Genomic DNA, 25,684 nt, shown 5'->3' with positions numbered 1-25,684 from the left:
TGCGGTTGGTGGGAGACTCACTGATGTGGATGAACCGAGCGAGGCCGGCGTGACCTCCCAGCCGACCGGGTCGTCGGGCGAACAGTTCCAGTCGGTGTTCTGGTCGACCAAGCGCGCGATGTGGGAGGCCAACGACGGCGCTTACCGTGCGCATGGCGTACGAGAGGGCCAGCAGTTCATCCTGATGTGCCTGTGGGAGCAGGACGGCCAGACACCCGGGCAGATCGCGAAGCAGCTCGGGCTGGCGACGCCGACGGTCACCAAAGCGGCGACCCGGATGGAGGCCAGCGGCCTGCTGAGCCGGCAGCCTGACCAGCACGACCGGCGGCTCGTGCGGCTCCACCTCACCGAGCGTGGGCACGAGCTGAAGGAGATCCTCGACCGCGAGATGCGCAAGCTGGCCGAACGCGCGCTGGCCACGCTCTCGGAGGCCGAACGGGCCGCGCTGATCAGGGCGCTGACCCAGATCCGGCACAACCTGTCGAGCAGCACTCAGGGCCAGTCCTAGCCCTGGATCGCCTCGGCCACCTGCCTGGCCCAGCCGAGCAGGCGCTCGTCACTGCCGGGGCGGCCGACCAGTTGGACGCCCACGGGGAGCCCGCCGACCTCGCCGGCCGGGATGCCGACGACCGGCAGGCCCGCGAACGTCCATGGCAGGTTCATCAGAGTGCTCCCGGTTGTGGACAAGTCCGGCGCGGGACCCGTCGCTGACGGAGCGATCCAGGCGTCGACGCCCTCCTCGTCCATCTGGGCGGCGATCGAGCGGGCGAAGCCGGCCTTGGCGCGCTGCGCCTGCTTGTGGTCGTCGGCCGAGAGCTCGCGGCCGCGGCGGATCCCGTCGGCGGTCTGCGTGCGGTACCGCTCGGCGTGCGTCTCGAACCAGACCTCGTGGACGCGGGCGATCTCGTAGAGGTTCAGCGTCGTATTGTGATCGATCAGCACGTCGATGTCGCTCAGCGCGGGCACCCGGCGCACGATTTCGCCGAGCCGGCCGAGCCGCTTGTCGAACTCGACGAGCGCGGCCTCGGTCGCCAGGCGGAGGTAGGGGCCGTCCGGGACGGCGAGCCTGGGCGCGCGGCCGGGCGGCGGCGCGGGCGTCCAGTCATCGCAGAGCGCGGCGGCGGCCCGTTCGGCGATCTCGAGGTCCGCTGCGAGTACGCCGACCGTGTCGAGGCTCGGCGCGTTGGCGATCACCCCGTCGACCGGGATCCGGCCGTAGCTCGGCTTGAAGCCGAACACGCCGCAGTAGGCCGCCGGCCGGATCACCGAACCGATCGTCTGCGTCCCGAGCGCGACCGGAACCAGTCCGACAGCCACGGCGGCGGCCGAGCCACTGCTGGAACCTCCGGGCGTACGCGTCGGATCGTGCGGGTTGACCGTCGGCCCGGGCGCCTGGAACGCGAACTCCGCGGTGACCGTCTTGCCGGCGACCAGCGCGCCTGCCTGCTTCAGCCGCCTCACAGCGACGGCCTCAGGGCCGGTCAGAAGCTCCGGCGGCAGCTCCGAGCCCGCGCGGGTCTCCAGTCCGTCGGCGTGGAAGACATCCTTCACACCGACCGGCACGCCGTTCAGTGGACCGTCAGGCGCCTGCGCCGCCTCCGTACGCAGCCGTCCACGGCGATCCGGCTCCGCGACGAACGCGCGCAACCCAGGATCTACCTGATCGATCCGATCACACAGGTCGTCGACACGGGCGAACTGGCTGCCAGTCATCGAGCCAGCGTAGAGGCGCGGGCCAACGACTCCTGACGACCGGCGCCGAGGAATGAAGCGACGCCGAGGTGGCCGTTCAAGCCGCGGTCCTACTGCTGGACCGCCTCGATCGCGCGGCGGAGGGCGTTGACGGCGGGGACGACGGCGTTGTCGGCGAGGTTGCCGTAGCCCAGCACGAGGCCGGGGGTTTCCGGGTCGGGTGTCATCCGGTAGGCGTCGAGGGAGACGAGGCGGAGGTCGGCGCGGGCGGCGTGTTCGAGGATCGGGGCCGGATCCGTGCCCGCCTCCAGTTCGAGCACGAGGTGCAGCCCGGCTGCCGCGCCGGAGAGCTTGTGGCCGGGCAGTTGCCTGGTCAGCTCCTCGACCAGGGCGTCCCGCCGGCGGCGGTAGCGCTGCCGGGCCGTACGCAGGTGGCGGTCGTAGCCGCCACTGCCGAGGAATCCGGCGAACGTCAGCTGGTCGAGCATCGGAGGCGGCGGCGCCGCGACGTCGACCGCGCGCACGCGTTCGGTCCACTGGGGCGGCGTGACCATCCAGCCGAGCCCAAGCGCGGGTGACATGGTCTTCGACAGCGAGCCGAACAGCACGACGTGCGAGGGCTCCGTGCCCTGCAGCGTGCCGACGGGCCTGCGGTCGTACCGGAACTCGGCGTCGTAGTCGTCCTCGAGCACCAGGCCGTCGACCGAGCGAGCCCACTCGAGCAGCTGTGCGCGCCGCTTGGGGGCGAACACCACGCCGGTCGGGAACTGGTGTGCCGGCGTGAGCAGCACCGCCCGCACGTCGTCGCGGGCGGCGAGCTCGTCGACGCGCAGGCCGTGGTCGTCGATGCCGATGCCGATGGGTTCCATCCCGAGGCCGGCGATCGCCTGCCGGAGGCGGGTCCAGCCGGGGTTCTCAACGGCGATCTTGGTGTGCCCGTCGGCCAGCAGCCGGCGGCACAGCCGGGCAACGCCGTCGGTGACGCTCGCGCAGATCGTGACGTCGGCGGCGATCGCGTCGGCGCCGCGGACGCGCCGGAGGTACGCGGCGAGCACGTCGCGCAGCCACAGCGCGCCTTCGGGAGCCGGATGGCCGAGCTCGGCGTACGACAGGGTGGACAACTGCGCGCGGACGGCCTCGGCCCAGCGCTGCCGGGGAAACGCCCGCAGGTCGGGAAGTCCGGGAGCGAGATCGAAGCGCGCGCCCTGCCGGGGCGACACCGGCGGAGTGCGCCGGGCCACCGCTCGCGGCGACTGCTCGATCGGGCGTACGCGGGTGGCCGAGCCGGTGCGCGCCTCGAGGTAGCCCTCGGCGATCAGCTGCTCGTAGGCCTGCGTGACCACCCAGCGGGAACAGCCGAGGTCGGCCGCGAACGCCCGGCTCGCGGGTAACGCACTGCCCGGCGGCAGCAGCCCGTCGCGGATCGCCGTGCGCAGGCTGCGGGTCAGCCGCTCGTGCAGCGGCCCAGGCCCGGCACCGTCGACGTCGATCAGCACATCACAGGCCAGCTTCTTCCCTGTGTGGTCCACCTCGCCGATCGTACGTCCGATTGGGAGGGGTCCCAGTCGTGCCTGCTTGGCGTGCAGACGTGGGATGGATCAGGGACAGGCTGTTCGGCCGGAGATCGCGAGGAGCAGCTGCCGGGCCGGACCGGCCTGTCAGCTTGTTGCCAGTGGGCCTGTCGTCGCAGGCCTTGACCCGATTCGCCCGTTACCTACACTCGCGGGCATGGGGCGTCTTCGTTACTGGGTGGCCGTGCCCGCGCTGGCCGCCGTGCTCGGACTGACCGGACTGCCAGGGCTGCCAGGACTGTCGGGGCCTCGGACCGCCGAGGCGGCCGGCAACGACAACAACGTCGAATGGAGTGGCCTGTTCCACGACCAGGGCCCGCTCTACGCGTCCACCGCCGAGCCGACCTGCTCGACGCCGCTCACGGTCACGCTGCGTACGTTCAAGTCCGACATCACGAGTGCGAACGTGAAGTACTACGACAGCGCCGACTCGGCATCCCACTGGCTGCCGATGGCGTGGAGCCGCAACGACGCGACCGGCCGCTTCGACCTGTGGACGGCGATGATCCCCGCCAGTTGCTCGGCGAAGTACTACCGCTTCCAGGTCAACGACGGCTCCGACACCGACTGGTTCAACGCCGGCGGCACCGCCGACAACGAGCCGAGCCAGCTCGACTTCTACGTGCTGCCCGGCTACGCGGTCCCGGCCTGGGTGAAGAACGCGGTGATGTACCAGGTCTTCCCCGACCGGTTCGCCAACGGTGATCCGAGCAACGACGTGCAGACCGGCGAGTACAGCTACTTCGGCGCGCCCACGCAGAAGAAGGCCTGGGGGCAGAGCGTGCTCGCCGATCCGCCGGCCGTCAACTCCAGCGTCTTCTTCGGCGGAGACCTGCAGGGCATCCGGCAGAACGTCGGGTACCTCAAGAACACGCTCGGCGTCGACACCGTGTGGATGAACCCGGTCTTCACCTCGCCGACGAACCACAAGTACGACACGCAGGACTACGACAACGTCGACCCCCACCTCGGTGGCAACGCGGCACTTTCCGGGTTGATCGCCGACATGCACAGCACGTCGAACGGTCCGGCCGGCAAGGTCGTGCTCGACGGTGTGTTCAACCACAGCGGCAGCTGGGCGAAGTGGTTCGACCGCGGCAACGTCTGGCCGTCGGTCACCGGTGCGTACGAGTCGCAGGCCAGCACCTACGCGAGCTGGTACACGTTCTTCAGCTGGCCGGACTCCTACGCCAGCTTCTTCAACTCCACGCCGAGCATGCCGAAGTTCAACTACGGCGCGAGCGGATCGCCGGTGCGTAACGCGATCTACGGCTCCACGACGTCGGTCGCGCAGAAGTGGATCCGGCAGAACGGCATCGACGGCTGGCGGTTGGATGCGCCGCAGTACGCCGACGCGGGCGGCGGCAACGGCGGCAACGCCACGAACCACCAGATCTGGAAGGAGTTCCGGACCGCGGTGAAGGGCGCCAACGCCAACACCTACGTCTTCGGCGAGTTCTGGGGCAACGCCAACCCGTGGCTGACAGGCGGCGAGTGGGACGGTGCGTCCAACTTCAACGGCTTCACGCAGCCGGTGTCGGAATGGATCACCGGCAAGGACTACAACAACGGCTCGGCGTCGCTCACCACGTCCGCGTTCGACGCCTGGCTGCGTGGGACGCGAGCGGACTATCCGCGGGCGGCGCAGCTCGGGATGAGCAACCACCTGTCCAACCACGACATCCCGCGCTTCGGCACCCGGGCGGGCGGCGACATCTGGAAGACGTACCTCGGCCACTTCTTCCAGTTGACGTACGTCGGCGTGCCGACCATCTACTACGGCGACGAGTACGGCATGCAGGGTGCGGCGGACCCGGACAACCGTCGTACGTTCGACTGGTCACAGGCGACGACCTCGAACGCGTCGGTGGCGCTGGTGAAGAAGCTGATCTCGATCCGCAAGGCCTATCCCGCGTTGCGTACCGGCTCGTTCCTCACGCTGGGCGTGGACGACGCGACGAAGATGTACGCCTACGGCCGGATGGACGCCTCGAACCGGATCGCCGTGGTCCTCAACAACGACTCGGCGACCCACAGCTACACAGTCCCGGCCTACCAGCTGTCCGTGACCGACGGCAGCACGATGACCGACGCCGTGACCGGCACCAAGTACACCGTGTCCAACGGTCAGGTGACCGTCACCGTCCAGGGCCACTACGGCGCGATCCTGGTGAACTAGGACATGCCCTGATCCGGCTCGGGCAGCTCGAAGTCGAGGCGGGTGCCGCGGGTGGCGATGTCGCGTACGCCGGCCATCTTGTCGGTGTTGGCGAGCAGGTCGATCCGTGCGATGTGGTCGTCGGCGAGGCTGACGACCATGACCGTGAACGGTTGGCCGTTCGAGGTGACGACGATGCCGGGCGAGCCGTTGACGTCGGCGGCGTAGACCTCGGCGTTCGGCGGGCCCTGGTGGATGATCGCGGAGAAGAAGCGGGCGACCTTGTCGGGCCCGAAGATCGTGCGGCGCGGTGCCTTCTGGACGCCGCCGCCGTCGCTGTGGAGCTCGACGTCGGGGGCCAGCAGCTTGAGCAGCGACTCGATCTCGCCGTTGGCCGCTGCGGTCAGGAAGCCCTGGGTCGCGCGGCGCTGGGCCTCCCGGTCGGCTTCGAAGCGGGTCTTGCGTTCGTCGACGTGCGCCCGCGCCCGCTTGGCCAGCTGACGAACGGCCGGCTCGCTGCGGTCCAGCATCGAGGCGATCTCGGCGTAGGAGAAGTCGAAGGCCTCCCGCAGCACGAACACCGCCCGCTCCAGCGGCGACAGCGCCTCCAGTACGACCAGCATCGCGAGCGAGACCGACTCCGAGAGCGCCACGCTGTCGGCCACGTCGGGCTCGGTGAGCGCTGGTTCCGGCAGCCACTCGCCGACGTACGTCTCGTGCCGGGTCTGGGCGCGTCGCAGGCGGTCGATCGACAGCCGGGTGGTGACCTGGACGAGGTACGCGCGTGGGCTGTCGACGCCCTCGTGCTCGACCTCGCGCCACCGCAGCCAAGCGTCCTGGACGACGTCCTCGGCGTCGGCCCAGCGGCCGAGGATGCGGTAGGCCACACCCATCAGCAGTTTTCGGTACTCGTCGAAGGTCGACGTCGCGTCCAACGCCGGCTGGCTCATGGTGATCAGCCTACGATCCGGAATTCCTGGCGGGCGATGTGAGGTTGATCCCCACGTGAGCATCTACGACATTCCGCTTTCGACCATTTCCGGAGACGACGCGAAGCTCGGCGACTACGCCGGCCGGGCCCTGCTGCTGGTCAACGTCGCGTCCAAGTGTGGCCTCACGCCCCAGTACAACGGGCTGGAGGCGTTGCAGGAGCGGTACGCCGACCGTGGGTTCACCGTCCTCGGCTTCCCGTGCAACCAGTTCGGCGGCCAGGAGCCGGGCAGCAACGAGGAGATCAAGGAGTTCTGCTCGACGACGTACGGCGTCACGTTCCCGATGTTCGACAAGATCGAGGTCAACGGCGACGACCGGCACCCGCTCTACCAGGAGCTGACGTCGGTTGTCGACGCTGAGGGTGAGGCCGGTGACGTTCAGTGGAACTTCGAGAAGTTCCTCGTCTCACCTGATGGTCAGATCGTCGGCCGATTCCGGCCACGGACCGAGCCCGAGTCCACTGAGCTGGTCGCGGCGATCGAAGCGCAACTTCCCCGATGAGGCGCGACGCCTGACGACGAAAGCTCAAGCGCAACCCGGCTGATCGTGGTCTATCTTGAACCCTGGTTCGTGGTTACGAACCAGGGGAGGGACATGCATCCGCGGCGTAAGCGGTTGGTTCTGGTCGTCGCCGCCGTTTCGGCGTTTGTTCTGGTCGTCGCGGGTGTGACGTACGGCGTGGTTCGGAATGTGAGCGGCAAGCCGGCGGCACTGGGCTCGACATCGCCTCGCCCGACCGGGGATTCCACTCGAACGTCCGGCAGTGCTGACGATCCGACCGTCAGCTCATCCCCGACCTCCACTGTGCCGAGCCGGACTCCGTCGCCGACCGCGACGCCGAAGCCGCCCCGAAGCAAGCCGAAGCCGAAGCGGACCCAGCCGGCGCCGCGCGCGGGCAACCCGTTGTCGATGACTGCCGGCCTCTACGTCGACCCGGACTCCCAGCCACGCGACTGGGTGCTGGAGAACTCCGGCGACTCGCGGCGATCCGCGATCCAGGCCGGTATCGCGAACCGGCCGCTGGCCCGCTGGTACAACGGCGAGCCCTCCGACGTCTCGGACGCGCGCTCGTACGTCTCCGCGGCCACCTCGAACGGGCGGCTGGCAGTGCTGGTGGCCTACAACATCCCGTTGCGTGACTGCGGCAGCTACAGCAGCGGCGGCGCCGCGTCGGGGAGTGACTACCGCTCCTGGGCACGCGGACTCGCCGGAGCGATCGGCAAGCGCCCGGCCGTGGTGATCCTCGAGCCGGACGCGCTGCCCGGCATGGACTGCATGCCGGGCGCGCGGCAGCGGGAGCGGCTGGGGCTGCTGGCGTACGCCGTCGACCAGTTCGCGGCGCTGTCGCCCAACACCTGGGTCTACCTCGACGCCGGCCACGCCGACTGGACGCCCGCCGGGGCGATGGCGTCCCGGCTGGAATCCGCCCACGTGAGCAGGGCGCGAGGGTTCGCGCTGAACGTGTCCAACTACCAGTCGACGGCGCGCAACGTGTCGTACGCCAACGCGGTCAACTCGGCGCTGGGGATGAGCAAGCACTTCGTCATCGACACCAGCCGCAACGGCAAGCCGTCCGACGGCAGCGACTGGTGCAACCCCGATGGGCAACGGGTGGGTGCGGCGCCGCGGGAAGGCGGTGCGGCCGGCCTCGACCTGCAGTTGTGGGTGAAGATCCCCGGCGAGTCCGACGGTGATTGCGGGATCGGCGAGGGCACCGGTGCGGGCGACTTCGTCCCCGACATCGCCCTGGAACTTCTGGGCGCCTGATCACCACCTGGGTGGAAGTACTTGTGATCTTGGTCTAGGTTGACCCCTGGCTCGTTATCAAATCGTTACTTTAGGGCCAGGGAGAAAAGTTTTGAACGCTCGACGGACGAAGCGGAAGAGGTTGGTGGGGGTAGCGGTCGTGGCCTTCGGGCTGGCGATCGCAGGCGTAGGGGTCGGGATTCACCAGGCCGTACGCCCGGAGCCGCCGGGACAGGCGGCTGACGCTCACGGCCCCGTTCCTGCCGCGAGCGCCGGATCCGAGTCCGACTCCGTAGTCGCGGCGAGGCCGTACCGTGACTGGAAGCCGTCGCGGAAGAAGCCGAGGAGTCCGAGACACACGATGACGCCGACGCCGCAGCCGAGCTCGACGCCGAAGCCCACCCCGACTCCGACGCCGACACCGACCGAGGAGCCCGCGCCGCCGGCGCCGCAGCCGGGCAACCCGCTGTCGATGACCTCCGGCCTCTACGTCGACCCGGGCTCGCAGCCGATGGAGTGGGTCCGCAACCATTCCGGCGACTCCCGGGCGACCGCGATCCGTGACGGCATCGCGAACGTCCCGATGGGCCGCTGGTTCAACGGCGACGGGTCCGATGTGTCCGACGCCAAGGCATACGTCTCAGCGGCGACACAGCGCGACCAGCTTCCCGTGCTCGTCGCGTACAACATCCCGTTGCGCGACTGCGACAGCTACAGCGCCGGTGGCGCGACGAGCGCGTCGGCGTACCAGTCCTGGGCGAGCGGAATGGCGCAGGCGATCGGCTCGCGTCCGGCCGTGGTGATCCTCGAGCCGGATGCACTGCCCGGCATGGACTGCCTGAACGGTGAGCAGCAGAGCGAACGGCTCGCGCTGATGGGCTATGCCGTCGACAAGTTCGCCGTGAATGCGCCGAACACCTGGGTCTACCTCGACGCCGGGCACGACGACTGGACACCGGCGGGCACCATGGCATCCCGCCTGAAGGCGGCGCATGTCAGCAAGGCGCGAGGGTTCGCGCTGAACGTGTCCAACTACCAGTCGACAGCGCGCAACGTGTCGTACGCCAACGCGGTCAACTCGGCGCTGGGGATGAGCAAGCACTTCGTCATCGACACCAGCCGCAACGGCAATCCGTCAGACGGCAGCGACTGGTGCAACCCAAGCGGCCAGCACGTCGGCGTCACGCCGCGCGAGGGCGGTGCGTCTGGCCTCGATCTCCAGCTGTGGGTGAAGATCCCCGGCGAGTCCGACGGCGACTGTGGGATCGGCAAGGGCACGTACGCGGGAGAGTTCGTGCCGAAGATCGCCATGCAACTGCTCGGCGCCTGACCCGCCGGCCGGGTCGACGACCGCAACCACACCGATCGACGAGCTGGTCAGCTGACCAGTTCGTCGATCGCGCGGATCGAGGCCGGCGTGCTCGTGTGCAGGACGGCATGCATGCCGGCGGCCCTCGCGCCGTCGACCGACATCTGCGTGTCGTCCAGGAAGACGACCTCCTGTGGCTCGACGCCCAACAGCTCGCAGGTCAGCGCGTAGATCCGCGGGTCGGGCTTTCGCATGCCGACCTCGTGCGAATAGACGATCGGGTCGAAGACCGCGGAGAAGCGGTAGCGCGCCTCCTCCTGCTCGCGCGCTCCAGGACCGGAGTTGCTGAGGATCGCCGTTGTGTACGCGGGGCGAAGGCCGGCTGCGTAGGACATCAGCTCGGCGTCCAACTCGCCGCAGTACCAGTCCCACATGTCCCGGATGAACTCGTCGGCGTCGGCCTCGGACAGCTGCAGCGCGTCCACCCACTGCTGGCGGTACTCCGCCTCCGTCACCTCTCCAGCCATCGGATCGGAGCGATCGGTGCTCGCCGCGGCGGCTTCGAACTCGGCCTCGGTCAGGCCCAGCCGGCGTCGCCACTTGCCCAGCCACACGTCCGGGCCCTCGACCCGCTCGAGCACTCCACCGATGTCGAACACGACCGCCCGGATCGTCGCACGTTTCGCCATGGCGCCTATCTTGCACAAATTCGATGGCGTTCCGCGCCGGCGCCAGCTGAGAATGCTCGCGTGCAGATACGGGTGACCGCCCTCGGCGGGTGTTTTGCCGAGCTCGCCGCGTGGACGGGTGAGAGCGCGGACGAGATCAAGCAGGCGGTCGAGGAGCAGCACGCCGAACCGCGCGAACACTGGCTCGCGTGGGAAGGCGATCAGGTCGTCGGCGCGCTGCATCCCTGGCGGTCACCGGACGGGGCGGTTGCGGCTGTATGAGCTGCCCGTTCGCTTCCATGACGTACGCCTCCCGGCCGACGCGTCGATCGTCAGCGCGGCGGACGTTTCGGCCGAGGCCCTGATGGACCTCGACTGCCGCCTGCGCGACGACGTGCCCAGATCGGAAGGCTGGTTCCGCGAGGAGAACCACGACTCGCCGTACTTCGATCCGCGGGGCTATCTGGTGGCCCGCGCCGGCGGTCGGGACGTCGGCCTGGTGCGGATCTGGAACGGCCCGCGGCCACTGCCCCGGCTCGGCCTGATCGCGATTCTGCCCGCGTACCGGCGGCGCGGTATCGCGCGGGCGCTGCTGGCGCAGGCGATCAACACCTGGCACGAGCGCGGCGGGGCCACGATCACGGCCGAGGACGACGCCGGCAACCGAGTCTCGATCGCCCTGCTGACAGCCTTCGGCGGACACGTCACCGGCGGGACGATCGAGCTGGCTCGTTAGGAGCTAGCTCACGAGTGTGGCGCGGACGCGGGCGGCGGGAACGACGAGTGGCGTACCCGTCTCCGGGTCGTCGATCACGCGGCAGCGCAGGCCGAAGACGTGCTCGACCAGGTCGGCCGTCATCACGTCGGCCGGGGCGCCCTTGGCCACCACAGCGCCGTCGCGCATGACGATGAGGTCGGTTGCGTAGCGGGCGGCGTGGTTGAGGTCGTGCAGCACGGCCACCAGCGTGCGGCCCTGGTGCTCGTGCAGGTCGGCGCACAGGTCGAGGACCTCGATCTGGTGCGCCACGTCGAGGAACGTCGTCGGCTCGTCCAGCAGCAACAGCGACGTCTGCTGGGCAAGTGCCATCGCCAGCCACACGCGCTGGCGCTGGCCGCCGGACAACTCGTCTACGAAGCGGTCGGACAGTTCGGTGACTCCCGTTGCCGCCATTGACTCGGCGACGACGGCTTCGTCGGTACGCGACCACTGCCGCAGCAGCTTCTGGTGGGGGTACCGCCCGCGCGCCACCAGGTCCGCCACCGTGATGCCGTCTGGCGCGATCGACGACTGTGGCAGTAGCCCGAGCCGGCGCGCGACCTCCTTCGAGCCGTACGACGAGATCACCTGGCCGTCGAGGTAGACCGAACCCGACGACGGCTTGAGCATCCGGGCCAGGCCGCGCAGCAAGGTCGACTTGCCGCACGCGTTCGGCCCGATCACCACCGTGAACGAACCGTCGGCGATCTCGACGTCCAGTCCCTCGCAGACGACGCGACCGTCGTAAGCCAGCGTCGTCTGCTCGGCACGCAGCCGCGCCGAGCCCGTTCCGTTGGTCGTGGTCACCGTCCAGCCCTCCACTCCCTGGCCAGTAGCCAGACCAGATACAAGCCGCCGACAGCTCCGGTCATCACACCGACCGGCAGCTGGGTCGCCGGGAAAACCCGCTGGGCACAGAAGTCGGCCAGCGCGAGCACGAAGGCGCCCATCAGCGCCGACGACACGATCCCGATGCCGGGGCGCCGAGTCAGCCGCTTGGCCAGTTGCGGTGCCGCCAGCGCCACGAACCCGATCGGTCCAGCGCTGGCCGTCGCCACCGCCGACAGCGCGACCGCCGCGACGACGAGCGCCAGCCGCGAACGTTCGGTCGAGACGCCGAGCGCGCCGGCCGCGTCGTCACCCATCTCGAGCATCGACATCCGCCGGGTCAGCGCCAGCGTGATCGGCACCAGGACGAGCAGTGCCAGCGCGACCGGCCTGACGTGTTCCCAGCCGCGGCCGTTCAGGCTGCCGGTGAGCCAGACCGCGGCGCTCTGCGCGTCGTTGACCTCGGCACGGGTGAGGAGGTAGGAGTTGATCGAGACCAGCACCGCGCTCACGCCGATGCCGACCAGGATCAGCCGGTAGCCCTGCACGCCTTTCCGGTACGCCATCAGGTAGACGGCCAGTGCCGTCAGCAGCCCGCCGCCGATCGCCGCGAGAGCGACCGCACTGGAGCTGAGCTGGAACACCAGCAGCGCGACGACAGCGCCGGTCGCGGCTCCCGTCGTGAAGCCCACGACGTCGGGGCTGCCGAGCGGGTTGCGCGTAAGGCTCTGGAAGATCGCGCCGGACGCGCCGAGCGCCAGGCCGACCAGCAACGCGGTCAGCACCCGCGGCAGCCGGAGTGTCAGGATGATGAAGCCGGACGCCTGATCGCCCTGCCCCACCAGGGTTTTCAGCACTTCGGGGATCGGGATCGGGAAGTCGCCGGTGCTCACGCTCACCACGCCGACCGCGAGCGCGGCCAGCAGGATCACGAAGCAGACGATCAGCGCGCGGGTGTTGTAGCGCAGCGAGATGCGCTCGCCTGGCGTGCGCAGGACGCGTTCGGTCAGCTTGGCCGTGGGCCTGGGAGTCGTCCCGGAAGATGTCATGGTCATAGCGCGGCGATCCGCTTCCGCCGGACGAACGCGATGAAGAACGGCGCACCGACCAGAGCGGTCACGATGCCGACCTCCAGTTCGCCGGGCCGGGCCACGACGCGTCCCACGATGTCGGAGCCGACCAGGAGGATGGGCGAGAGCACGAGGGAGTACGGCAGCACCCACCGCTGGTCAGGTCCGGTGATCGCGCGCGCGACATGCGGCACGGTGAGCCCGACGAAGCCGACCGGGCCGACGGCCGCCGTCGCGGCGCCGCACAGCAACGTGATGACAAGTGCGCCCACCGCCCGTGCTTCGCCGATCCGCACACCGAGCGCGCGCCCGGTGTCGTCGCCGAGCGCGATCGCGTTCAGTGCGGGGGCGAGAAAAAGTGCGAGCACGACGCCGATGCACAGGAAGGGCAGTACCTGGAGCAGAACATCGGCGTCGCGCCCAGCCAGGGAACCAACCGCCCAGAAGCGGTACTGGTCGAAGACGTCGGTGTTGGTCAGTGTGATGCCGGAGACGAACGCGGTCAGCGCGGCGCCGATCGCCATGCCGGCCAGCGCGAGCCTCACCGGTGCGGCGCCGCTGCGGCCGCGGGAGCCCAGGAGGTAGACCGCTCCGGAGGCCAGCGCGGCACCGGCGAACGCGAACCAGACGTAGCCCGTGAGGCTGCTGATCCCGAGGTACGCGATCGCGACGACGACCGCTGCGGCGGCGCCGGCGTTGACGCCGAGCAGGCCCGGATCGGCCAGCGGGTTACGGGTGAGCGCCTGCATCAGCGCGCCCGCGACCCCGAGCGCGATCCCGACACCGATGCCGAGCAACGTGCGCGGGATCCGCAACTCGTGGACGACGATGTGGTCGTGCGCGTCCGGGTTGTAGTGGAACAGCGCGTCGAGCACCGTGTGCAGCGGGATCTGCTTGGAACCGACGGCGAGGCTGAGCAGGACCAGGAAGCCGAGGACGACGAGACACAGGACGAGGCCGAGCCCGCGCCGGGGACCGAACACGCGGTACGCCGGACCCGGCGGCCGACGCCTGCCGGTGCCGAGGTCCTGGGGTACACCGTCCACCGCGTCGGGCGACGGCGTGCGCACCCCGGCGGGTGAGGTCATCTGGAGGGTCCTTCGGCTGGTGCCACAAAGGGGTCGCACACCGGCTCCGTTGCTGGCGTACGACCAAGTTAAGGCTAACCTCACTTGCCCAATCCGGCCAGGTCGATGTCCTGTCCCAGCCGAGTGCGCCACGCAGTCAACCCAGAACCCTCCGGAGTTGGTGGCGGACGCCGACCTGCTCAAAAGGTCGACGAGCAGCAGGTCGGCCGCCCGAGCTACTTCGTCGACGGCAGGCCGTCGGCGTGCCAGGCCCGGAACCCGCCGACCACATCGGTCGCCTGGTGCAGGCCGAGGTCCTGGAGCGATGCCGCCGCCAGGCTGGAGGCGTAGCCCTCCGAGCACAGCACGATCACCTGCACGTCGTGGTCGACGGCCTCGGGCAGGCGCGCGTCCGACTTCGGGTCGAAGCGCCACTCGAGATGGTTGCGCTCGACCAGCAACGCGCCCGGCACCTCACCCTCTTCTGCCCGTTGCGCGGCAGGCCGGGTGTCGACGAGGACACCACCGTCGTTGTGCCAGGCCTCCCACGCCTGCCGTGGGCTCAGCCGCCGCAGCCGGCCGCGTGCGAGGTCCAGCAACTCGTCGATCGTGCGGGACTTGTTCGAGCTGTTCACCAGTTCACTCCAGCTCGTTCCGACGACAGCACTCGCAACACCTGCCCATCAAGTTCGTACTTCGTCATCGCCGTGAGCTCGGGAGCGTACGCGTGGATGCTGACCGCGGGTTCCAGCCCGAGGTTGGCGACGTCGTGGATGTGGTCGTACCCGAACGCGCGCCGCTTACCAGCCGTGAATCGCCGCCGGACGAGATCGACGTGCTCGGACGAGCGCCGGCGGTGGACGGTCGTCTCGGTCAGAGCGCCCTGGACGACGGCGAACGCGCCCTGCGCCTCGCCGTGGTCGTGCAGGCCGGTGCCCTGGCCGGGCAGCCAGCTGATCAGCCAGACGTCGTGCCTCGGGTCGACGTCGAGTTGGTGGTACCACCGCTCCTCGCCGTGCCCGTACTGGATGAGCGGTTGCCAGAGGTCGAGGTCGGCTGCGAGCCGCTGGACGAGGTCGACTGTCTTCACGATTACTCCATAAATTCGAGCGGTTTGATAGGAATTAACGCCTGGCACCGCCGGCTCACGACCTGGAGAAAACGCTCAGCCGATCAGCCGGCGGTGGGGATACACCGCTCGTCGAACTGGTCGCCGCGGCGACCGATCCAGAACTCCTGGAGGACAGGCATCAGCCCGCCGCCTCGCAAGGGGAGCTGCCCGCCGCGGGAGACGCGGCGCCAGGAGCCAGCCACTCCGGCCGCGGCCGCGGATCCGGCGACGGCGACCAGCGGCCGTCGACGATCGCGTACGTCCACGCCGGACCGTGGCTCACCAGCTCCCGCACGCCTGTGACGATGCGGTCCACATCCGAGACCGTCGACCCGACGCCGAAGCTCGCCCGCACGGCACCTTCGCGCAGCCCGAGCCTGGACAGCAGCGGGTGCGCGCAGAACTTGCCGTCGCGGACGCCGACGCCGTGCTCGGCCGAGAGGTATGCCGCGACCTGGCCGGGCGCGTACCCGTCGACGCCGAACGCCACCACACCGATCGCGTCCGGGCTGTCGCGCCAGATCTGGTGCAGTTGGACACCCTCGATCGAGCTCAGCCCGTCGACCAGCCGTGACCGCAGCGCCGCCTCGTGCTCCTCGAGCGCTCGCTCGGGCAGCGCGGCCAGCGCCTGACAGGCCCGCGCCAGCGCCGCGGCGCCCAGCACGTTCGGTGTGCCGCCCTCGTGCCGCTGCGGTGCCGCCGCCCACGTGGTCCGCACAGAGTCGTTCGGAGGCCGAACCTCGCGCACAGCCCCACCACCGGCGAGGTACGCGGGCGCCTCGTCCAGCCAGTCGCGCCGGCCGACGAGCACACCGCTGCCCAGCGGGGCGTACAGCTTGTGCCCGGAGAACGCCACGTAGTCGACGTCGAGGTCGCGGATCGAGATCCGGCGGTGCGGCGCGAGTTGGGCGGCGTCCAGCACCACGCGGGCGCCGAACGAGTGCGCCAGCCTGGCGATCTCGCGGATCGGCAGCACCTCGCCGGTAACGTTCGAGGCGCCGGTGATCGCCACCAGCGCGGGTGGGCGGGCGACCAGTTCGGCCCGCAAGGCCACCAGCGTGCCCTGCTGGGTCGTGCTGGCCAGCACACAGCGCTGCGAGCCGTGGCGCTGCCAGGGCAGCAGGTTCGCGTGGTGCTCGATGTCGAGGTACAGGACGTCGCCGGGTACGCAGCCCGCGAGCAGGTTCAGCGAGTCGGTGGTGTTGCGGGTGAACACGACCACGTCGTCCTCACGCGCGTCCAGGAAGTCCGCGACGACCTCGCGGGCGCCTTCGTACAGGGCAGTGCTGACCTGCGAGTTGTAGCCGGCGCCGCGGTGCACGCTCGCGTAGTACGGCAGCACCTCCTGCACGTGGTCGGAAACCTGTTGCAGGCAAGGCGCGCTGGCCGCGTAGTCGAGGTTGGCGTAGGTCCGGCGCTCGCCGGTCACGAGCGGAACGAGCGTGTCGGCTCCGACGATCGGCAGCAGCGGCTGGTCCGGGCCGGTCGGCTCAGCCGTCGTGTCGTGGTTTTCCACCAGCTGGAGGAACCGTTCGGCCGTACACTCCTCGGCACGTACATCCAAGGCCGTCATGGTGAAGATCCCCTTCTCCGCGCTTGCCGGCGCCGGTGTGGACGTCGGCCTGGTCCTCACCCGGAGCACCCCACCGCGGAGGAGGGTTGCCGGCCAGCAAGCCGGGGCTTGACGCTGGCGCTCATGACCGCGAACCACGATAGGACACGACCGTCAGGCTCGTACAATCCGTATCTCACAGATTGAGAAGGCATTCCGGAATATGGACGATTCGATTTCCGAGGAACTGAACGAGCGGGCCCGGCAGGTCATCGACGGCAACTTCTACATGACGCTCGGCACCATCGATCCGGACAACCAGCCACGCGTCTCTCCGGTGTACTTCACCCACGGCGACTACCGCAGGTTCTACTGGATCTCCTCGCCGGCCGCGCACCACTCGGTGAACGTCGCCGAGCGTCCCGCGATCGCGCTCGTGATCTTCAACTCGACGGCGCCGGTGGGCGAAGGGCGCGCGGTCTACGTCGGCGCGACTGCGGAGATCGTGCCGGACGACGAGCTTCCAGATGCATGTGCGGAGGCGTTCGCCAACCTCAAGCCAGGGGGTGCCCGGGCGTACCGGCCGGAGGAGCTGAGCAGTGACACGGAGTTCGGGCTCTATCGCGCGACGGCGACCAGCCACGAGATCCACGTCCCCGGCCGCGACCCGGACTACGGCACCGGCATCGACCGCCGCGTGCACGTGGAGCCGTAGCCACCACCTGTTCACCGGGAGCCGCCATGCTGTCCGGCGTGCCTTACCGCCGTGTACTTCCGTTGCTTGCCCTGCTCGGCATGGCGTTCCTGCTCTGGTACGGACTGCAGGGGGCTGAGCCGTTTCTCGGACACGACGAGTCGGTCTACGCCGCCAAGGCACGGTCCTGGCTGACCGATCTGCCGGCCGCACAGTGGGATCCACGCCGTGCGCCGGGCGTACCCGCCCTCGGTGCGGTGGCGCTCACGATCCATGACAGCGTCGGAGCCCTCCGAGCGGTGGGCCTGCTGCTCGTTCTGCTGACGCTCGCGATCACCTACGTCGTCGCGGCACGGTTGACAACGTACTGGCGCGCGTCCGCTGTCGTCCTGGTTGTGCTGACGGCGGCACCGTTCCTCCGCCGCGTGCCCGAGTTCCTGAGCGACATCGGCGCGGCCGGGCTCCTGTTCGCCTGCGCCTATCTGGTGATCCGCCGCCGGCTGATCGCGCTGGCAGTCGTCGCGCTCGCGACGTTCTACCTGCGGTATGGCGCGACGGCCGGCTTGCTCGCGATCGCTCTCGCCGCGCTGGTGGTGTGGGGTCCCAAGGTCTGGCTCGCTGACAAGCGGCGGCTTGTGCTGGCTACCGGCGTGTTCGTCGCCGGACTGGTACCGCACTTCGCCTACGCGACCTGGCTGACCGGCAGGCCGTGGGGCCTGCTCGCGGACGCCGGCGCGTCCGCCAACCAGGTCTATTTCGGCGACGGGCTGGTCTTCTACGTCACGAACTTCCCTTCCGGCCTGGCTGGCGTGCTGGGCGCGGTGCTGATGGCGATCGGGCTGATCGCGGCGATCGCCGGGCGGCACGAACGCTGGAAGGCGTTCCTCGGCCTGTCCGCGGTGTTGGGCATCGTGCTGCTCGGCCTGGTCGGACACGGCGAACCGCGATTCGTGTACTTCTCGGTGATCGCCCTGATCCTGCTCGGCGCCGACGCGATCGCCGGCCGTTCTCGGGTAGCGCTGGCCGCCGTCACAGTGGTGGCACTGGCTCAGCTGCCGTTCGCCTACCTCCACGTCCGGGACCATGCGCTCGCCGCCGTAACCGGCGACCGGCGCTCGCTCGTCGCAGTCGCGGAACACCTGCGCCGGCCCTGTGTCGTGGTGACGAGCTATCAACCGGAGATCGGCTGGTACTCCGGTTGCGGGACGACGAGCTTCGCGCGCGCCGAGCAGCGCCGGTCGATCGCCGGGCTGACCTTCGTCCTGTTCGAGCGCGGCCACGACCAGCCGGCCGAGCGCGACCTTCGCGAGCTCATCGGTGACCGTCCGCTCTTGGCCGAGGACCTGCCCGCGTCCGGCTCCCTCGGAAAGGTGCGGATCCTCACCGTGGGCGGCTAGCCTCGAACGCCGTGGCTAAGACTTCTGGCAAACGTTTCATCGTCTACGGCGCCGGCGCGATCGGTGGCGTTCTCGGCGGCCTGCTCCACGAGGCCGGGCACGACGTCGTCTTGATCGCGCGTGGCGCTCACCTCGCCGCGATCCGGGCAGGCGGCTTGCGGCTGGTGATGCCAGACGGCGAGCGCACGCTACGGATCCCTGCGGTCGCGAGCCCGCGCGAGATCGACGGGCTCGGCCAGGATGACGTCGTCCTGCTCGCGATGAAGAGCATGGATACCGAGGCCGCACTGCGCGAGCTGGCCGCCGTCGCCGATCCGGCGACTCCGATCGTCTGCGTGCAGAACGCCGTCGCCAACGAGCGGATGGCGCTTCGCATGTTCGAGAACGTCTACGGCGTCTGCGTGATGTTCCCCGCCACCCACCTCGAGCCGGGTGTGGTGGAGGGCAGTGCGGCTCCGGTGGCCGCGATCCTCGACATCGGCCGCTACCCCGAGGGCGTCGACGACACCGCGCGGGAGATCGCAACAGCGTTCGAGAGTGCGCGCTGCGTGTCCGAGCCGCGGCCGGACATCATGCGGTGGAAGTACAACAAGCTGCTGATGAACCTCTCCAACGCGCTCGACGCCGCGGCCGGCCGGGGCAACTACGGCGACGCCCGTACGCAGCTTCGCGCCGAGGGCGAGGCGGTGCTGAGCGCCGCCGGGATCGCGTTCACGTCCGTCGAGGAGGACCGGGCCAGGCGGGGCGACATTCTGCAGATCCCGCCGAGCAGCAACGGCAGCAAGCGGTCGGGCAGCTCGTCGTGGCAGAGCCTGGCGCGCGGCACGGGCTCGATCGAGGCCGACTACCTCAACGGCGAGATCGTGCTGCTCGGCCGGCTGCACGGCGTGCCGGCACCGGCCAACGAGTACGCCCGGCAACTCGCCAACCAGCTGGCGAGGGAGGGTCGGGAGCCTGGATCGGTGCCGCCGGAAGAGCTGCTGAAAGGGCTCGAGCAGGCCGTACTCTCCGCGACGTAGCCGAGGAGTACACCCACAGCCGATGCGGTGGCCGCCGTCGCTCGCCTAATCTGCCAGACGTGAGAGCGATGTGGCAGAAGTTCCTGAGCTGGGAGCCGGCGTGGAAGCTGGCCCTCGTGCTGGCCGTGGTCGGCGTGCTGGCGGCTGTCGGCGCATCCGGCCGGCAGCCGGACCGGGCGCCCATCGACGCGCTCGGGATCGCGCTGCTGATCCTCGCGCCGGCCGGGCTCGTGTTGCGCCGGCGCTGGCCGGTGCCGGTCATGTTCTGGACGGCCGGCGTCGCGCTGGTCTACCTGTTGCTGACCTATCCGTACGGCTTCATCATCATCCCCCCGATCGTGGCGGCGTTCGAGACGATCCGGCAGCGGTACCGGCTGGCCGCCTGGTCGGCCATGATCTTCCTGGTCGGCGGGCACTGGCTGTTCGGGTGGCTGCTCGGAACCAGGGACGCGCCGGCGTCGACCGACGTGCTGATCGTGGGCGGCTGGGCGCTGGTGATCCTGATCGCGGCGGAGGTGCTGCGGGTTCGCGACGACTGGGTACGTGAGAACCGTCGCCGCAAGGAGGCCGAGGATCTCGGAAAGGTCTCCGAGGAACGCCTGCGGATCGCCCGCGAGCTGCACGACGTCGTGGCCCACAACATCTCGCTGATCAACGTGCAGGCCGGCGTCGCGCTGCATCTGATGGACAAGCAGCCGGAGCAGGCGCGGACGGCGCTGACCGCGATCAAGGGCGCCAGCAAGGAAGCGCTGGTCGAGCTGCGTTCGGTGCTCGGCGTGCTGCGGCAGGTCGACCATGGCGAGCCACGGCACCCCACACCCGGACTCGCGCGGCTGGACGAGCTGGTCGAACGTACGAAGCTCGCGGGACTCGACGTCCGGGTGCGGTCCGAGGGCGAACGAGTGCCGCTGCCGCCGGGCGTGGACGTCGCGGCCTACCGGATCATCCAGGAAGCACTGACGAACGTGCTGAAGCACTCCGGCGCGTCCGGTGCGACGGTGCGGCTCAGGTTCACACCGGACTTGTTTACGGTAGAGGTCTCCGATGCGGGCCAGGGTGCCGACCTGGACGCGATCGCCAACGGTGGTAGCGGATTGAAGGGCATGCGAGAGCGGGTCAGCGCGCTTTCCGGCGAGCTGACGGTTGGGCAGGCACCGGGCGGCGGCTTCCGGGTGCGGGCCGAGATTCCCTTGGAGGATTAGATGATCCGGGTCGTACTCGCCGATGACCAGGCGCTGGTCCGGGCCGGGTTCAGCGCACTGCTGGCCGCCGAGCCCGACATCGAGGTGGTCGGAGAGGCCAACGACGGCACCGAAGCGGTGACGCTGGTCACCCGGCTGGAGCCGGACGTCGTCCTGATGGACATCCGCATGCCCGACCTGGACGGGTTGGAAGCCACCAAGCAGATCGTCGCCAACCCGAAGCTCGCCGGCGTTCGGGTGGTGATCCTGACGACGTTCGAGCTCGACGAGTACGTCTTCGAGGCGCTGCGGATCGGTGCGAGCGGCTTCCTGGTGAAGGACACCGAGCCGGTCGAGCTGCTGCGCGGCGTCCGGGCGGTCGCGGGTGGCGACGCGTTGCTGTCTCCTGGAGTGACCCGGCGGCTGATCGCGGAGTTCGCCAGCCGGGCGAAGGATCCGGGGCACCTGCCCGACCTCGCGCACCTGACCGAACGCGAGCGCGAGGTGGTCGCGCTGGTCGGGCAGGGGCTGACCAACGACGAGATCGCAGAGAAGCTGGTCGTCAGCCCGGCGACCGCGAAGACCCACGTCTCACGGGCGATGATCAAGCTGAACGCGCGCGACCGGGCGCAGTTGGTGGTGTTCGCGTACGAGGCCGGCCTGGTCCGGCCCGGCTGGCTCGGCTGACTCCGGCGAGATGCGGCCACTCGGCTCCGGGCTGGACAACACGGCGTACGAGACGGCCGACGGCTTGGTCGTGCGGTACTCCAAGCTCGCCGATCCGGTCGAACGAGCCGCGCAGGTACGCCGCGAGGCGCATCTGCTGGCGGCGGTGGCGGCGTGGTCGCCGCTCACCGTTCCGGCGATCGAGTCCGTCGACGCGGAGCAGGGCTGGCTGGCGTATCCGAAGCTGCCGGGCATGCCGTTGCTGTTGGTTCCGCCGGCCGACCGGCAGGCGGCGGCGTCCCGGCTGGGCACCACGCTCGGTGGGTTCCTGGCCGCGCTGCACGGCGTTCCGGAGGCGTCTGTACGTGAGCTCGTCGAGGTCGACGACTGGCCGCCCTCGGAGTGGCTGGCCGAGGCTCGCGAGCACTACGCGGCCGTCGCCCACCACGTACCGGCGGAGTTCCGGCCGCGGATCGAGGTGTTCCTGCAGTCACCGGCGCCCGAGCCGGCCGCCGAGCTGGTGTTCTCGCACAACGACCTGGGCATCGAGCATGTCCTGGTCGATCCTGCCTCGCTGGCGGTGACCGGCGTCATCGACTGGACCGACGCCGGCCTGACCGATCCCGCCCGCGACTTCGGCCTGGTCCACCGCGACCTCGGACCGAGCGCTCTTGCCGCAGCTTTCGCGGCGTACGGATCGGACCGGGTGCGCGCCCGGGCGGAGTTCTACGCGCGCTGCTCGGTGTTCGAGGATCTGGCGCACGGCCTGACCACGGGTGTTGCGGCGTACGTCGGCAAATGTCATGCCGCGTTCGAATGGCTGTTCCCACCGCGCTATTGATCCGCGCCAGCGGTTTGGTCTATCATCGCCGAACGTTCCAAAAGTTTGGATCATTACCCGATCAGTACGGAGACTGACCATGGCCGAGCTTGTGCTCTTCCATCACGTTCTGGGGCTCAGCAAGGGCGTGGAGACCCTCGCCGACGAGTTCCGCGCGGCGGGCCACACCGTCCACGTCCCTGACTTGTTCGAGGGGCGTACGTTCCCCACCATCGACGACGGCATCGGCTACGTGCGGGAGATCGGCTTCGGCACGGTCGCCGAACGTGGCGCGGCCGCCGTGGAAGGGCTGCCGGCGGAGCTCGTCTACGCGGGCATCTCGCTCGGCTGCGTACCCGGCCAGATGCTCGCCCAGACCCGCGCCGGCGCCAAAGGTGCCCTGCTGCTCGAGGCCGCGATCACGGTGTCGGAGTTCGGCGAGTCGTGGCCGGCGGGCGTTCCCGTCCAGGTGCACGGCATGGACAACGACCCCAGCTTCGCCGGCGAGGGCGACCTCGACGCGGCCCGCGAGCTGGTGCAGCAGGCCGGCGACAACGGCGAGCTGTTCCTCTACCCCGGCGACAAGCACCTGTTCCTCGACTCGTCGCTGCCGTCCTACGACGAGGTGGCGGCCAGGCAGGCGATCGGCCGCATGCTCGACTTCCTCGCCAAGCTGGGCTGATCCCCGCCAAACCTGCTCGGCTGCGGCCGGTAGACGCTCACGGGTCCCTCGTTGTCACCCGTGAACGGCTGCCGGCTGCAGCCGTTGCTGCGCTCAGCCGACCGTCTTGTCCACCGACCCATCCACACAGCCTGTGGAAAACCCTGGGGACAGCTGGTGGACGGCTGTGGACCTGGCTGTGCACAACCGAACCGAGTCTGTGAGAAGCGCTCTGCGGGCTGTGGACAACCCATTCTCGCTGTTGACAACTCCTCTCACCATTCATCTATAGTGCTAGTCAACTAGATGAATGGAGTAAGCCGTGATCGAGTTCCATCTCGACGAGCGGTCCGGGGTCTCGCCCTACCTCCAGCTGGTCCGCCAGGTACGGCAGGCCCTGCGACTCGGGCTGCTGCGCGAAGGTGACCAGCTCCCCACGGTCAAGGAGGTGGTGGGTCAGCTGGCGATCAACCCCAACACCGTGCTGAAGGCCTACCGCGAGCTCGAGCACGAGGGCCTGGTGACCGCCCGTCCCGGCAGGGGGACGTTCGTGAAGGCGACGCTCGTCAACGCGTCGTTCGCCGCACACGAGCCGCTGCGCCAGGAGCTGCGGCGCTGGCTGCTCAAGGCTCGTACGGCAGGACTCGACGACGAAAGCATCGAGGCCCTGTTCATGACGACGTTTCGGTCCGCCGCTGGAGAGGACATAGCATGACCGCGGCACTTTCGGCCCGAGGACTGGGCAAGCGGTACGGCAAGCACTGGGCGCTCACCGACTGCACCCTCGACGTACCGTCCGGGCACATCGTCGGCCTGGTCGGCCCGAACGGCGCGGGCAAGACCACGCTGCTGAGCCTTGCCAGCGGTCAGCTGATGCCGACGTCCGGCAGCATCAGCGTGCTCGGCGGCCGGCCCGGAGCCGACCCGGCACAGTTGGCCAGGGTCGGGTTCGTCGCGCAGGACACTCCCACCTACCCCGGCCTGACCATCGCCGAGCACCTGAAGCTCGGTGCTCGGCTCAACCCACGCTGGGACGACGCACTGGCCCGCGACCGGATCAGCCAACTGGGCCTGGACTTCTCGCAACGCGCCGGCCGGCTGTCCGGTGGCCAGCGAGCCCAGCTCGCGCTCACGATCGGCATCGCCAAACGGCCCGAGCTGCTGATCCTGGACGAGCCGGTGGCGGCCCTCGATCCGCTCGCTCGGCGTGAGTTCCTGCAGGGACTGCTGGAGGCCGCGGTCGAACACGAGCTCAGCGTCGTGCTGTCCTCGCACCTGGTCTCCGACCTGGAACGCACCTGCGACTACCTGATCGTGCTCGTCGACTCCCGCGTCCAGGTGGCCGGTGAGGTCGACGACCTGCTCGCGACACACCACCGGCTGACCGGCCCGCGCCGAGAACCCGAACGGATGCCCGCCGACCAGCACGTCATCGCCGCGAGCCACACCGATGTGCAGAGCACGTACATCGTGCGTACGGAGTCGACGATCCACGATCCCGCGTGGACGGTCAGCCAGCTCAGCCTCGAGGACCTCGTCCTGGCGTACATGACGACCACCACCCGTACCCACAACAAGCCGATCCTGGAGGTCCAGCGATGATCTGGCTGACCTGGCGCCAGTTCCGTACCGCGATCATCGCGATGTTCGGCGGGCTGGCCGCACTGTCGCTCCTGTTGGGTCTCACGGGCCCGGGCCTGGCAGACAGCTACGCGACGGGCCTCGCCGCGTGTACGGCGAGCGGAGACTGCTCGCAGTTCACCAACAAGTTCATGAACGACCACCAGAGCGTCTTCCTCGCGGTGACCGCCGTCAGCCTGGTGCTGCCGGCGCTGATCGGCTTGTTCTGGGGAGCGCCGCTGATCAGCCGCGAGCTCGAAGCCGGCACGCATCGGCTGGTGTGGAACCAGAGCATCACGCGCACCCGCTGGCTTGCTGTCAAGCTGACCCTGACGGGCCTGGCGACGATCGTCGCGGCCGGAGTGTGCAGCCTGGCGGTGACGTGGTGGTCCCGCACGATCGACCAGGTGAGCACCGAGGTCCTCCCGCGGCTGGGGTCGCTGGTGTTCGACGCGCGTGGCATCGTTCCGATCGGTTATGCGGCATTCGCGTTCGCGCTCGGTATGACGGTCGGCATGCTGGTGCGCCGGGCGCTGCCCGCGATGGCCGTGACGCTGGCGGTCTTCGTCGTCGTACAGATCGCGATGCCTCTCCTGGTAAGGCCGCACCTGCTGCCTCCGGTCCATTCGACCATCGAGATCTCACGCTCGGTCCTGGACGGAATCATGCGCAATCCCAGCACTGGAAGCATTCAGCTGGAGACCAAGGCGCCGGGCGCGGGCGACTGGCTGCTGGACGGGCAGACCGTCGACGGATCCGGCAACGTCGTCGACAGCATCAACCTGTCGCTGACGTCCGGACCATGCGCGCCGCAAGCCGTCCAGAAGGACGAGATGAAGGCGTGCTTCGCCGAGATCAACCGGCTCGGCTACCGCGCCGAGTTGACCTATCACCCGGCCAACCGGTTCTGGTCGTTCCAGTGGATCGAGACCGGGATCTACCTGGCGATCGCCTTGCTGCTCTCGGCGTTCACCTTCTGGTACACCCGCCGGCGCGTGTCCTAGACGATCTATTCCAAGGGGTCGCCTGACGCGCGACGCCTGGCATCCACGCTGGCTGCGTTGTCGTCGATCGCCGGAGGCCCCTCCTGGCTCCTCCTCCGCC

27 protein-coding genes and 1 riboswitch are annotated in these 25,684 nt (G+C 69.4%); of the genes, 17 read left to right on the top strand and 10 right to left on the bottom strand.

All coding sequences use genetic code 11. The annotated features are described in order from the left end of the window. Positions 1 to 25 precede the first annotated feature (25 nt). On the top strand, positions 26 to 508 hold the full coding sequence (locus tag ACYVF6_RS07110) for a MarR family winged helix-turn-helix transcriptional regulator (RefSeq protein ID WP_460517410.1): 483 nt from the start codon (positions 26 to 28) through the stop codon (positions 506 to 508). On the opposite strand, the gene ACYVF6_RS07105 is transcribed toward ACYVF6_RS07110, so the two are convergent. Together ACYVF6_RS07105 and pdxR are read right to left on the bottom strand one after the other, a co-directional pair. Next, positions 505 to 1,713: an amidase gene (locus ACYVF6_RS07105; protein ID WP_460517407.1), complete on the bottom strand. Its 1,209-nt coding sequence runs from the start codon at positions 1,711 to 1,713 to the stop codon at positions 505 to 507. The two genes, ACYVF6_RS07110 and ACYVF6_RS07105, sit on opposite strands and share 4 nt — an antisense overlap. Before the next feature lie 89 nt (positions 1,714 to 1,802). Beyond that, entirely contained in the window at positions 1,803 to 3,221 is a 1,419-nt protein-coding gene (pdxR, locus tag ACYVF6_RS07100) for an aminotransferase-like domain-containing protein (protein ID WP_460517405.1), read from the bottom strand. A gap of 199 nt (positions 3,222 to 3,420) precedes the next feature. On the opposite strand from pdxR, the gene ACYVF6_RS07095 reads away from it, so the two are divergent. Then, positions 3,421 to 5,442 carry a glycoside hydrolase family 13 protein gene (locus ACYVF6_RS07095; RefSeq protein ID WP_460517403.1) on the top strand — a complete coding sequence of 674 codons (2,022 nt, stop codon included), beginning with the start codon at positions 3,421 to 3,423 and terminating at the stop codon, positions 5,440 to 5,442. Here the strand turns inward: ACYVF6_RS07095 and ACYVF6_RS07090 are convergent. After that, complete coding sequence (locus ACYVF6_RS07090) at positions 5,439 to 6,371, bottom strand: sigma-70 family RNA polymerase sigma factor family protein (RefSeq protein ID WP_460517400.1); 933 nt, start codon at positions 6,369 to 6,371, stop codon at positions 5,439 to 5,441. The genes ACYVF6_RS07095 and ACYVF6_RS07090 overlap by 4 nt on opposite strands. Before the next feature lie 55 nt (positions 6,372 to 6,426). Between ACYVF6_RS07090 and ACYVF6_RS07085 the strand changes: the two genes are divergently transcribed. The 3 genes from ACYVF6_RS07085 (at position 6,427) to ACYVF6_RS07075 (ending at position 9,490) form a co-directional block, all read left to right on the top strand. Next, the gene (locus ACYVF6_RS07085) at positions 6,427 to 6,915 is read left to right on the top strand and encodes a glutathione peroxidase (protein ID WP_460517397.1); all 489 of its coding nucleotides are present in this window, start codon (positions 6,427 to 6,429) and stop codon (positions 6,913 to 6,915) included. Between the two features lie 93 nt (positions 6,916 to 7,008). Then, positions 7,009 to 8,181, top strand: coding sequence for a glycoside hydrolase family 6 protein (locus ACYVF6_RS07080; RefSeq protein WP_460517395.1), 1,173 nt, complete (start codon positions 7,009 to 7,011; stop codon positions 8,179 to 8,181). Between the two features lie 340 nt (positions 8,182 to 8,521). Beyond that, the gene (locus tag ACYVF6_RS07075; RefSeq protein WP_460517393.1) at positions 8,522 to 9,490 is read left to right on the top strand and encodes a glycoside hydrolase family 6 protein; all 969 of its coding nucleotides are present in this window, start codon (positions 8,522 to 8,524) and stop codon (positions 9,488 to 9,490) included. 47 nt (positions 9,491 to 9,537) lie between these two features. On the opposite strand, the gene ACYVF6_RS07070 is transcribed toward ACYVF6_RS07075, so the two are convergent. Next, positions 9,538 to 10,158 (bottom strand): HAD family hydrolase, encoded by a 621-nt coding sequence (locus ACYVF6_RS07070; RefSeq protein ID WP_460517391.1) that lies wholly within the window; start codon positions 10,156 to 10,158, stop codon positions 9,538 to 9,540. A gap of 60 nt (positions 10,159 to 10,218) precedes the next feature. Between ACYVF6_RS07070 and ACYVF6_RS07065 the strand changes: the two genes are divergently transcribed. Continuing rightward, positions 10,219 to 10,419, top strand: coding sequence for a hypothetical protein (locus ACYVF6_RS07065; RefSeq protein WP_460517388.1), 201 nt, complete (start codon positions 10,219 to 10,221; stop codon positions 10,417 to 10,419). Then, positions 10,406 to 10,873: a GNAT family N-acetyltransferase gene (locus ACYVF6_RS07060; RefSeq protein WP_460517386.1), complete on the top strand. Its 468-nt coding sequence runs from the start codon at positions 10,406 to 10,408 to the stop codon at positions 10,871 to 10,873. Before ACYVF6_RS07065 ends, ACYVF6_RS07060 begins: the two co-directional genes overlap by 14 nt. Before the next feature lie 3 nt (positions 10,874 to 10,876). On the opposite strand, the gene ACYVF6_RS07055 is transcribed toward ACYVF6_RS07060, so the two are convergent. From ACYVF6_RS07055 to ACYVF6_RS07030, 6 genes are all read right to left on the bottom strand, one after another. Next, the gene (locus ACYVF6_RS07055) at positions 10,877 to 11,701 is read right to left on the bottom strand and encodes an ABC transporter ATP-binding protein (RefSeq protein ID WP_460517384.1); all 825 of its coding nucleotides are present in this window, start codon (positions 11,699 to 11,701) and stop codon (positions 10,877 to 10,879) included. Then, positions 11,698 to 12,771 (bottom strand): FecCD family ABC transporter permease, encoded by a 1,074-nt coding sequence (locus ACYVF6_RS07050; RefSeq protein WP_460517382.1) that lies wholly within the window; start codon positions 12,769 to 12,771, stop codon positions 11,698 to 11,700. The genes ACYVF6_RS07055 and ACYVF6_RS07050 overlap by 4 nt, the downstream gene beginning before the upstream one ends. Before the next feature lie 2 nt (positions 12,772 to 12,773). Then, a complete protein-coding gene (locus tag ACYVF6_RS07045; protein ID WP_460517379.1) occupies positions 12,774 to 13,880 on the bottom strand; it encodes a FecCD family ABC transporter permease in 1,107 nt (368 codons plus the stop codon). Positions 13,881 to 14,095: 215 nt separating this feature from the next. Next, positions 14,096 to 14,494, bottom strand: a complete 399-nt coding sequence (locus ACYVF6_RS07040; RefSeq protein ID WP_460517376.1) for a rhodanese-like domain-containing protein — start codon at positions 14,492 to 14,494, stop codon at positions 14,096 to 14,098. Beyond that, positions 14,491 to 14,949: a cysteine dioxygenase gene (locus ACYVF6_RS07035; protein WP_460517373.1), complete on the bottom strand. Its 459-nt coding sequence runs from the start codon at positions 14,947 to 14,949 to the stop codon at positions 14,491 to 14,493. Before ACYVF6_RS07035 ends, ACYVF6_RS07040 begins: the two co-directional genes overlap by 4 nt. 160 nt (positions 14,950 to 15,109) lie before the next feature. After that, a complete protein-coding gene (locus ACYVF6_RS07030; RefSeq protein WP_460517370.1) occupies positions 15,110 to 16,543 on the bottom strand; it encodes an aminotransferase class V-fold PLP-dependent enzyme in 1,434 nt (477 codons plus the stop codon). A 14-nt stretch (positions 16,544 to 16,557) separates the two neighbouring features. Then, a riboswitch (SAM riboswitch) is annotated at positions 16,558 to 16,672 on the bottom strand. 73 nt (positions 16,673 to 16,745) lie between these two features. On the opposite strand from ACYVF6_RS07030, the gene ACYVF6_RS07025 reads away from it, so the two are divergent. The 10 genes from ACYVF6_RS07025 to ACYVF6_RS06980 all read left to right on the top strand — a co-directional run bounded on the left by ACYVF6_RS07025 (position 16,746) and on the right by ACYVF6_RS06980 (position 25,584). Next, positions 16,746 to 17,237 (top strand): pyridoxamine 5'-phosphate oxidase family protein, encoded by a 492-nt coding sequence (locus ACYVF6_RS07025; RefSeq protein ID WP_460517367.1) that lies wholly within the window; start codon positions 16,746 to 16,748, stop codon positions 17,235 to 17,237. 38 nt (positions 17,238 to 17,275) lie between these two features. Continuing rightward, complete coding sequence (locus tag ACYVF6_RS07020; RefSeq protein ID WP_460517365.1) at positions 17,276 to 18,613, top strand: hypothetical protein; 1,338 nt, start codon at positions 17,276 to 17,278, stop codon at positions 18,611 to 18,613. Positions 18,614 to 18,624: 11 nt separating this feature from the next. Then, a complete protein-coding gene (locus ACYVF6_RS07015; RefSeq protein WP_460517362.1) occupies positions 18,625 to 19,632 on the top strand; it encodes a ketopantoate reductase family protein in 1,008 nt (335 codons plus the stop codon). A gap of 68 nt (positions 19,633 to 19,700) precedes the next feature. Further along, positions 19,701 to 20,834, top strand: a complete 1,134-nt coding sequence (locus ACYVF6_RS07010) for a sensor histidine kinase (protein ID WP_460519405.1) — start codon at positions 19,701 to 19,703, stop codon at positions 20,832 to 20,834. Next, complete coding sequence (locus tag ACYVF6_RS07005; protein ID WP_460517360.1) at positions 20,835 to 21,500, top strand: transcriptional regulator; 666 nt, start codon at positions 20,835 to 20,837, stop codon at positions 21,498 to 21,500. It abuts the gene before it with no gap. Between the two features lie 10 nt (positions 21,501 to 21,510). Beyond that, the gene (locus ACYVF6_RS07000) at positions 21,511 to 22,320 is read left to right on the top strand and encodes a phosphotransferase family protein (protein WP_460517357.1); all 810 of its coding nucleotides are present in this window, start codon (positions 21,511 to 21,513) and stop codon (positions 22,318 to 22,320) included. 79 nt (positions 22,321 to 22,399) lie between these two features. After that, positions 22,400 to 22,981: a dienelactone hydrolase family protein gene (locus ACYVF6_RS06995; protein ID WP_460517354.1), complete on the top strand. Its 582-nt coding sequence runs from the start codon at positions 22,400 to 22,402 to the stop codon at positions 22,979 to 22,981. 301 nt (positions 22,982 to 23,282) lie between these two features. Beyond that, positions 23,283 to 23,675 carry a GntR family transcriptional regulator gene (locus ACYVF6_RS06990; RefSeq protein ID WP_460517351.1) on the top strand — a complete coding sequence of 131 codons (393 nt, stop codon included), beginning with the start codon at positions 23,283 to 23,285 and terminating at the stop codon, positions 23,673 to 23,675. Next, a complete protein-coding gene (locus ACYVF6_RS06985) occupies positions 23,672 to 24,562 on the top strand; it encodes an ABC transporter ATP-binding protein (protein WP_460517348.1) in 891 nt (296 codons plus the stop codon). The genes ACYVF6_RS06990 and ACYVF6_RS06985 overlap by 4 nt, the downstream gene beginning before the upstream one ends. Beyond that, the gene (locus ACYVF6_RS06980; RefSeq protein ID WP_460517345.1) at positions 24,559 to 25,584 is read left to right on the top strand and encodes an ABC-2 transporter permease; all 1,026 of its coding nucleotides are present in this window, start codon (positions 24,559 to 24,561) and stop codon (positions 25,582 to 25,584) included. Before ACYVF6_RS06985 ends, ACYVF6_RS06980 begins: the two co-directional genes overlap by 4 nt. The last annotated feature ends 100 nt before the right edge of the window (positions 25,585 to 25,684 follow it).

Source organism: Flindersiella endophytica, from assembly GCF_054779015.1.
Note: the sequence above shows the minus strand (reverse complement) of the source record. Positions and strands in the feature narration are given on the sequence as shown.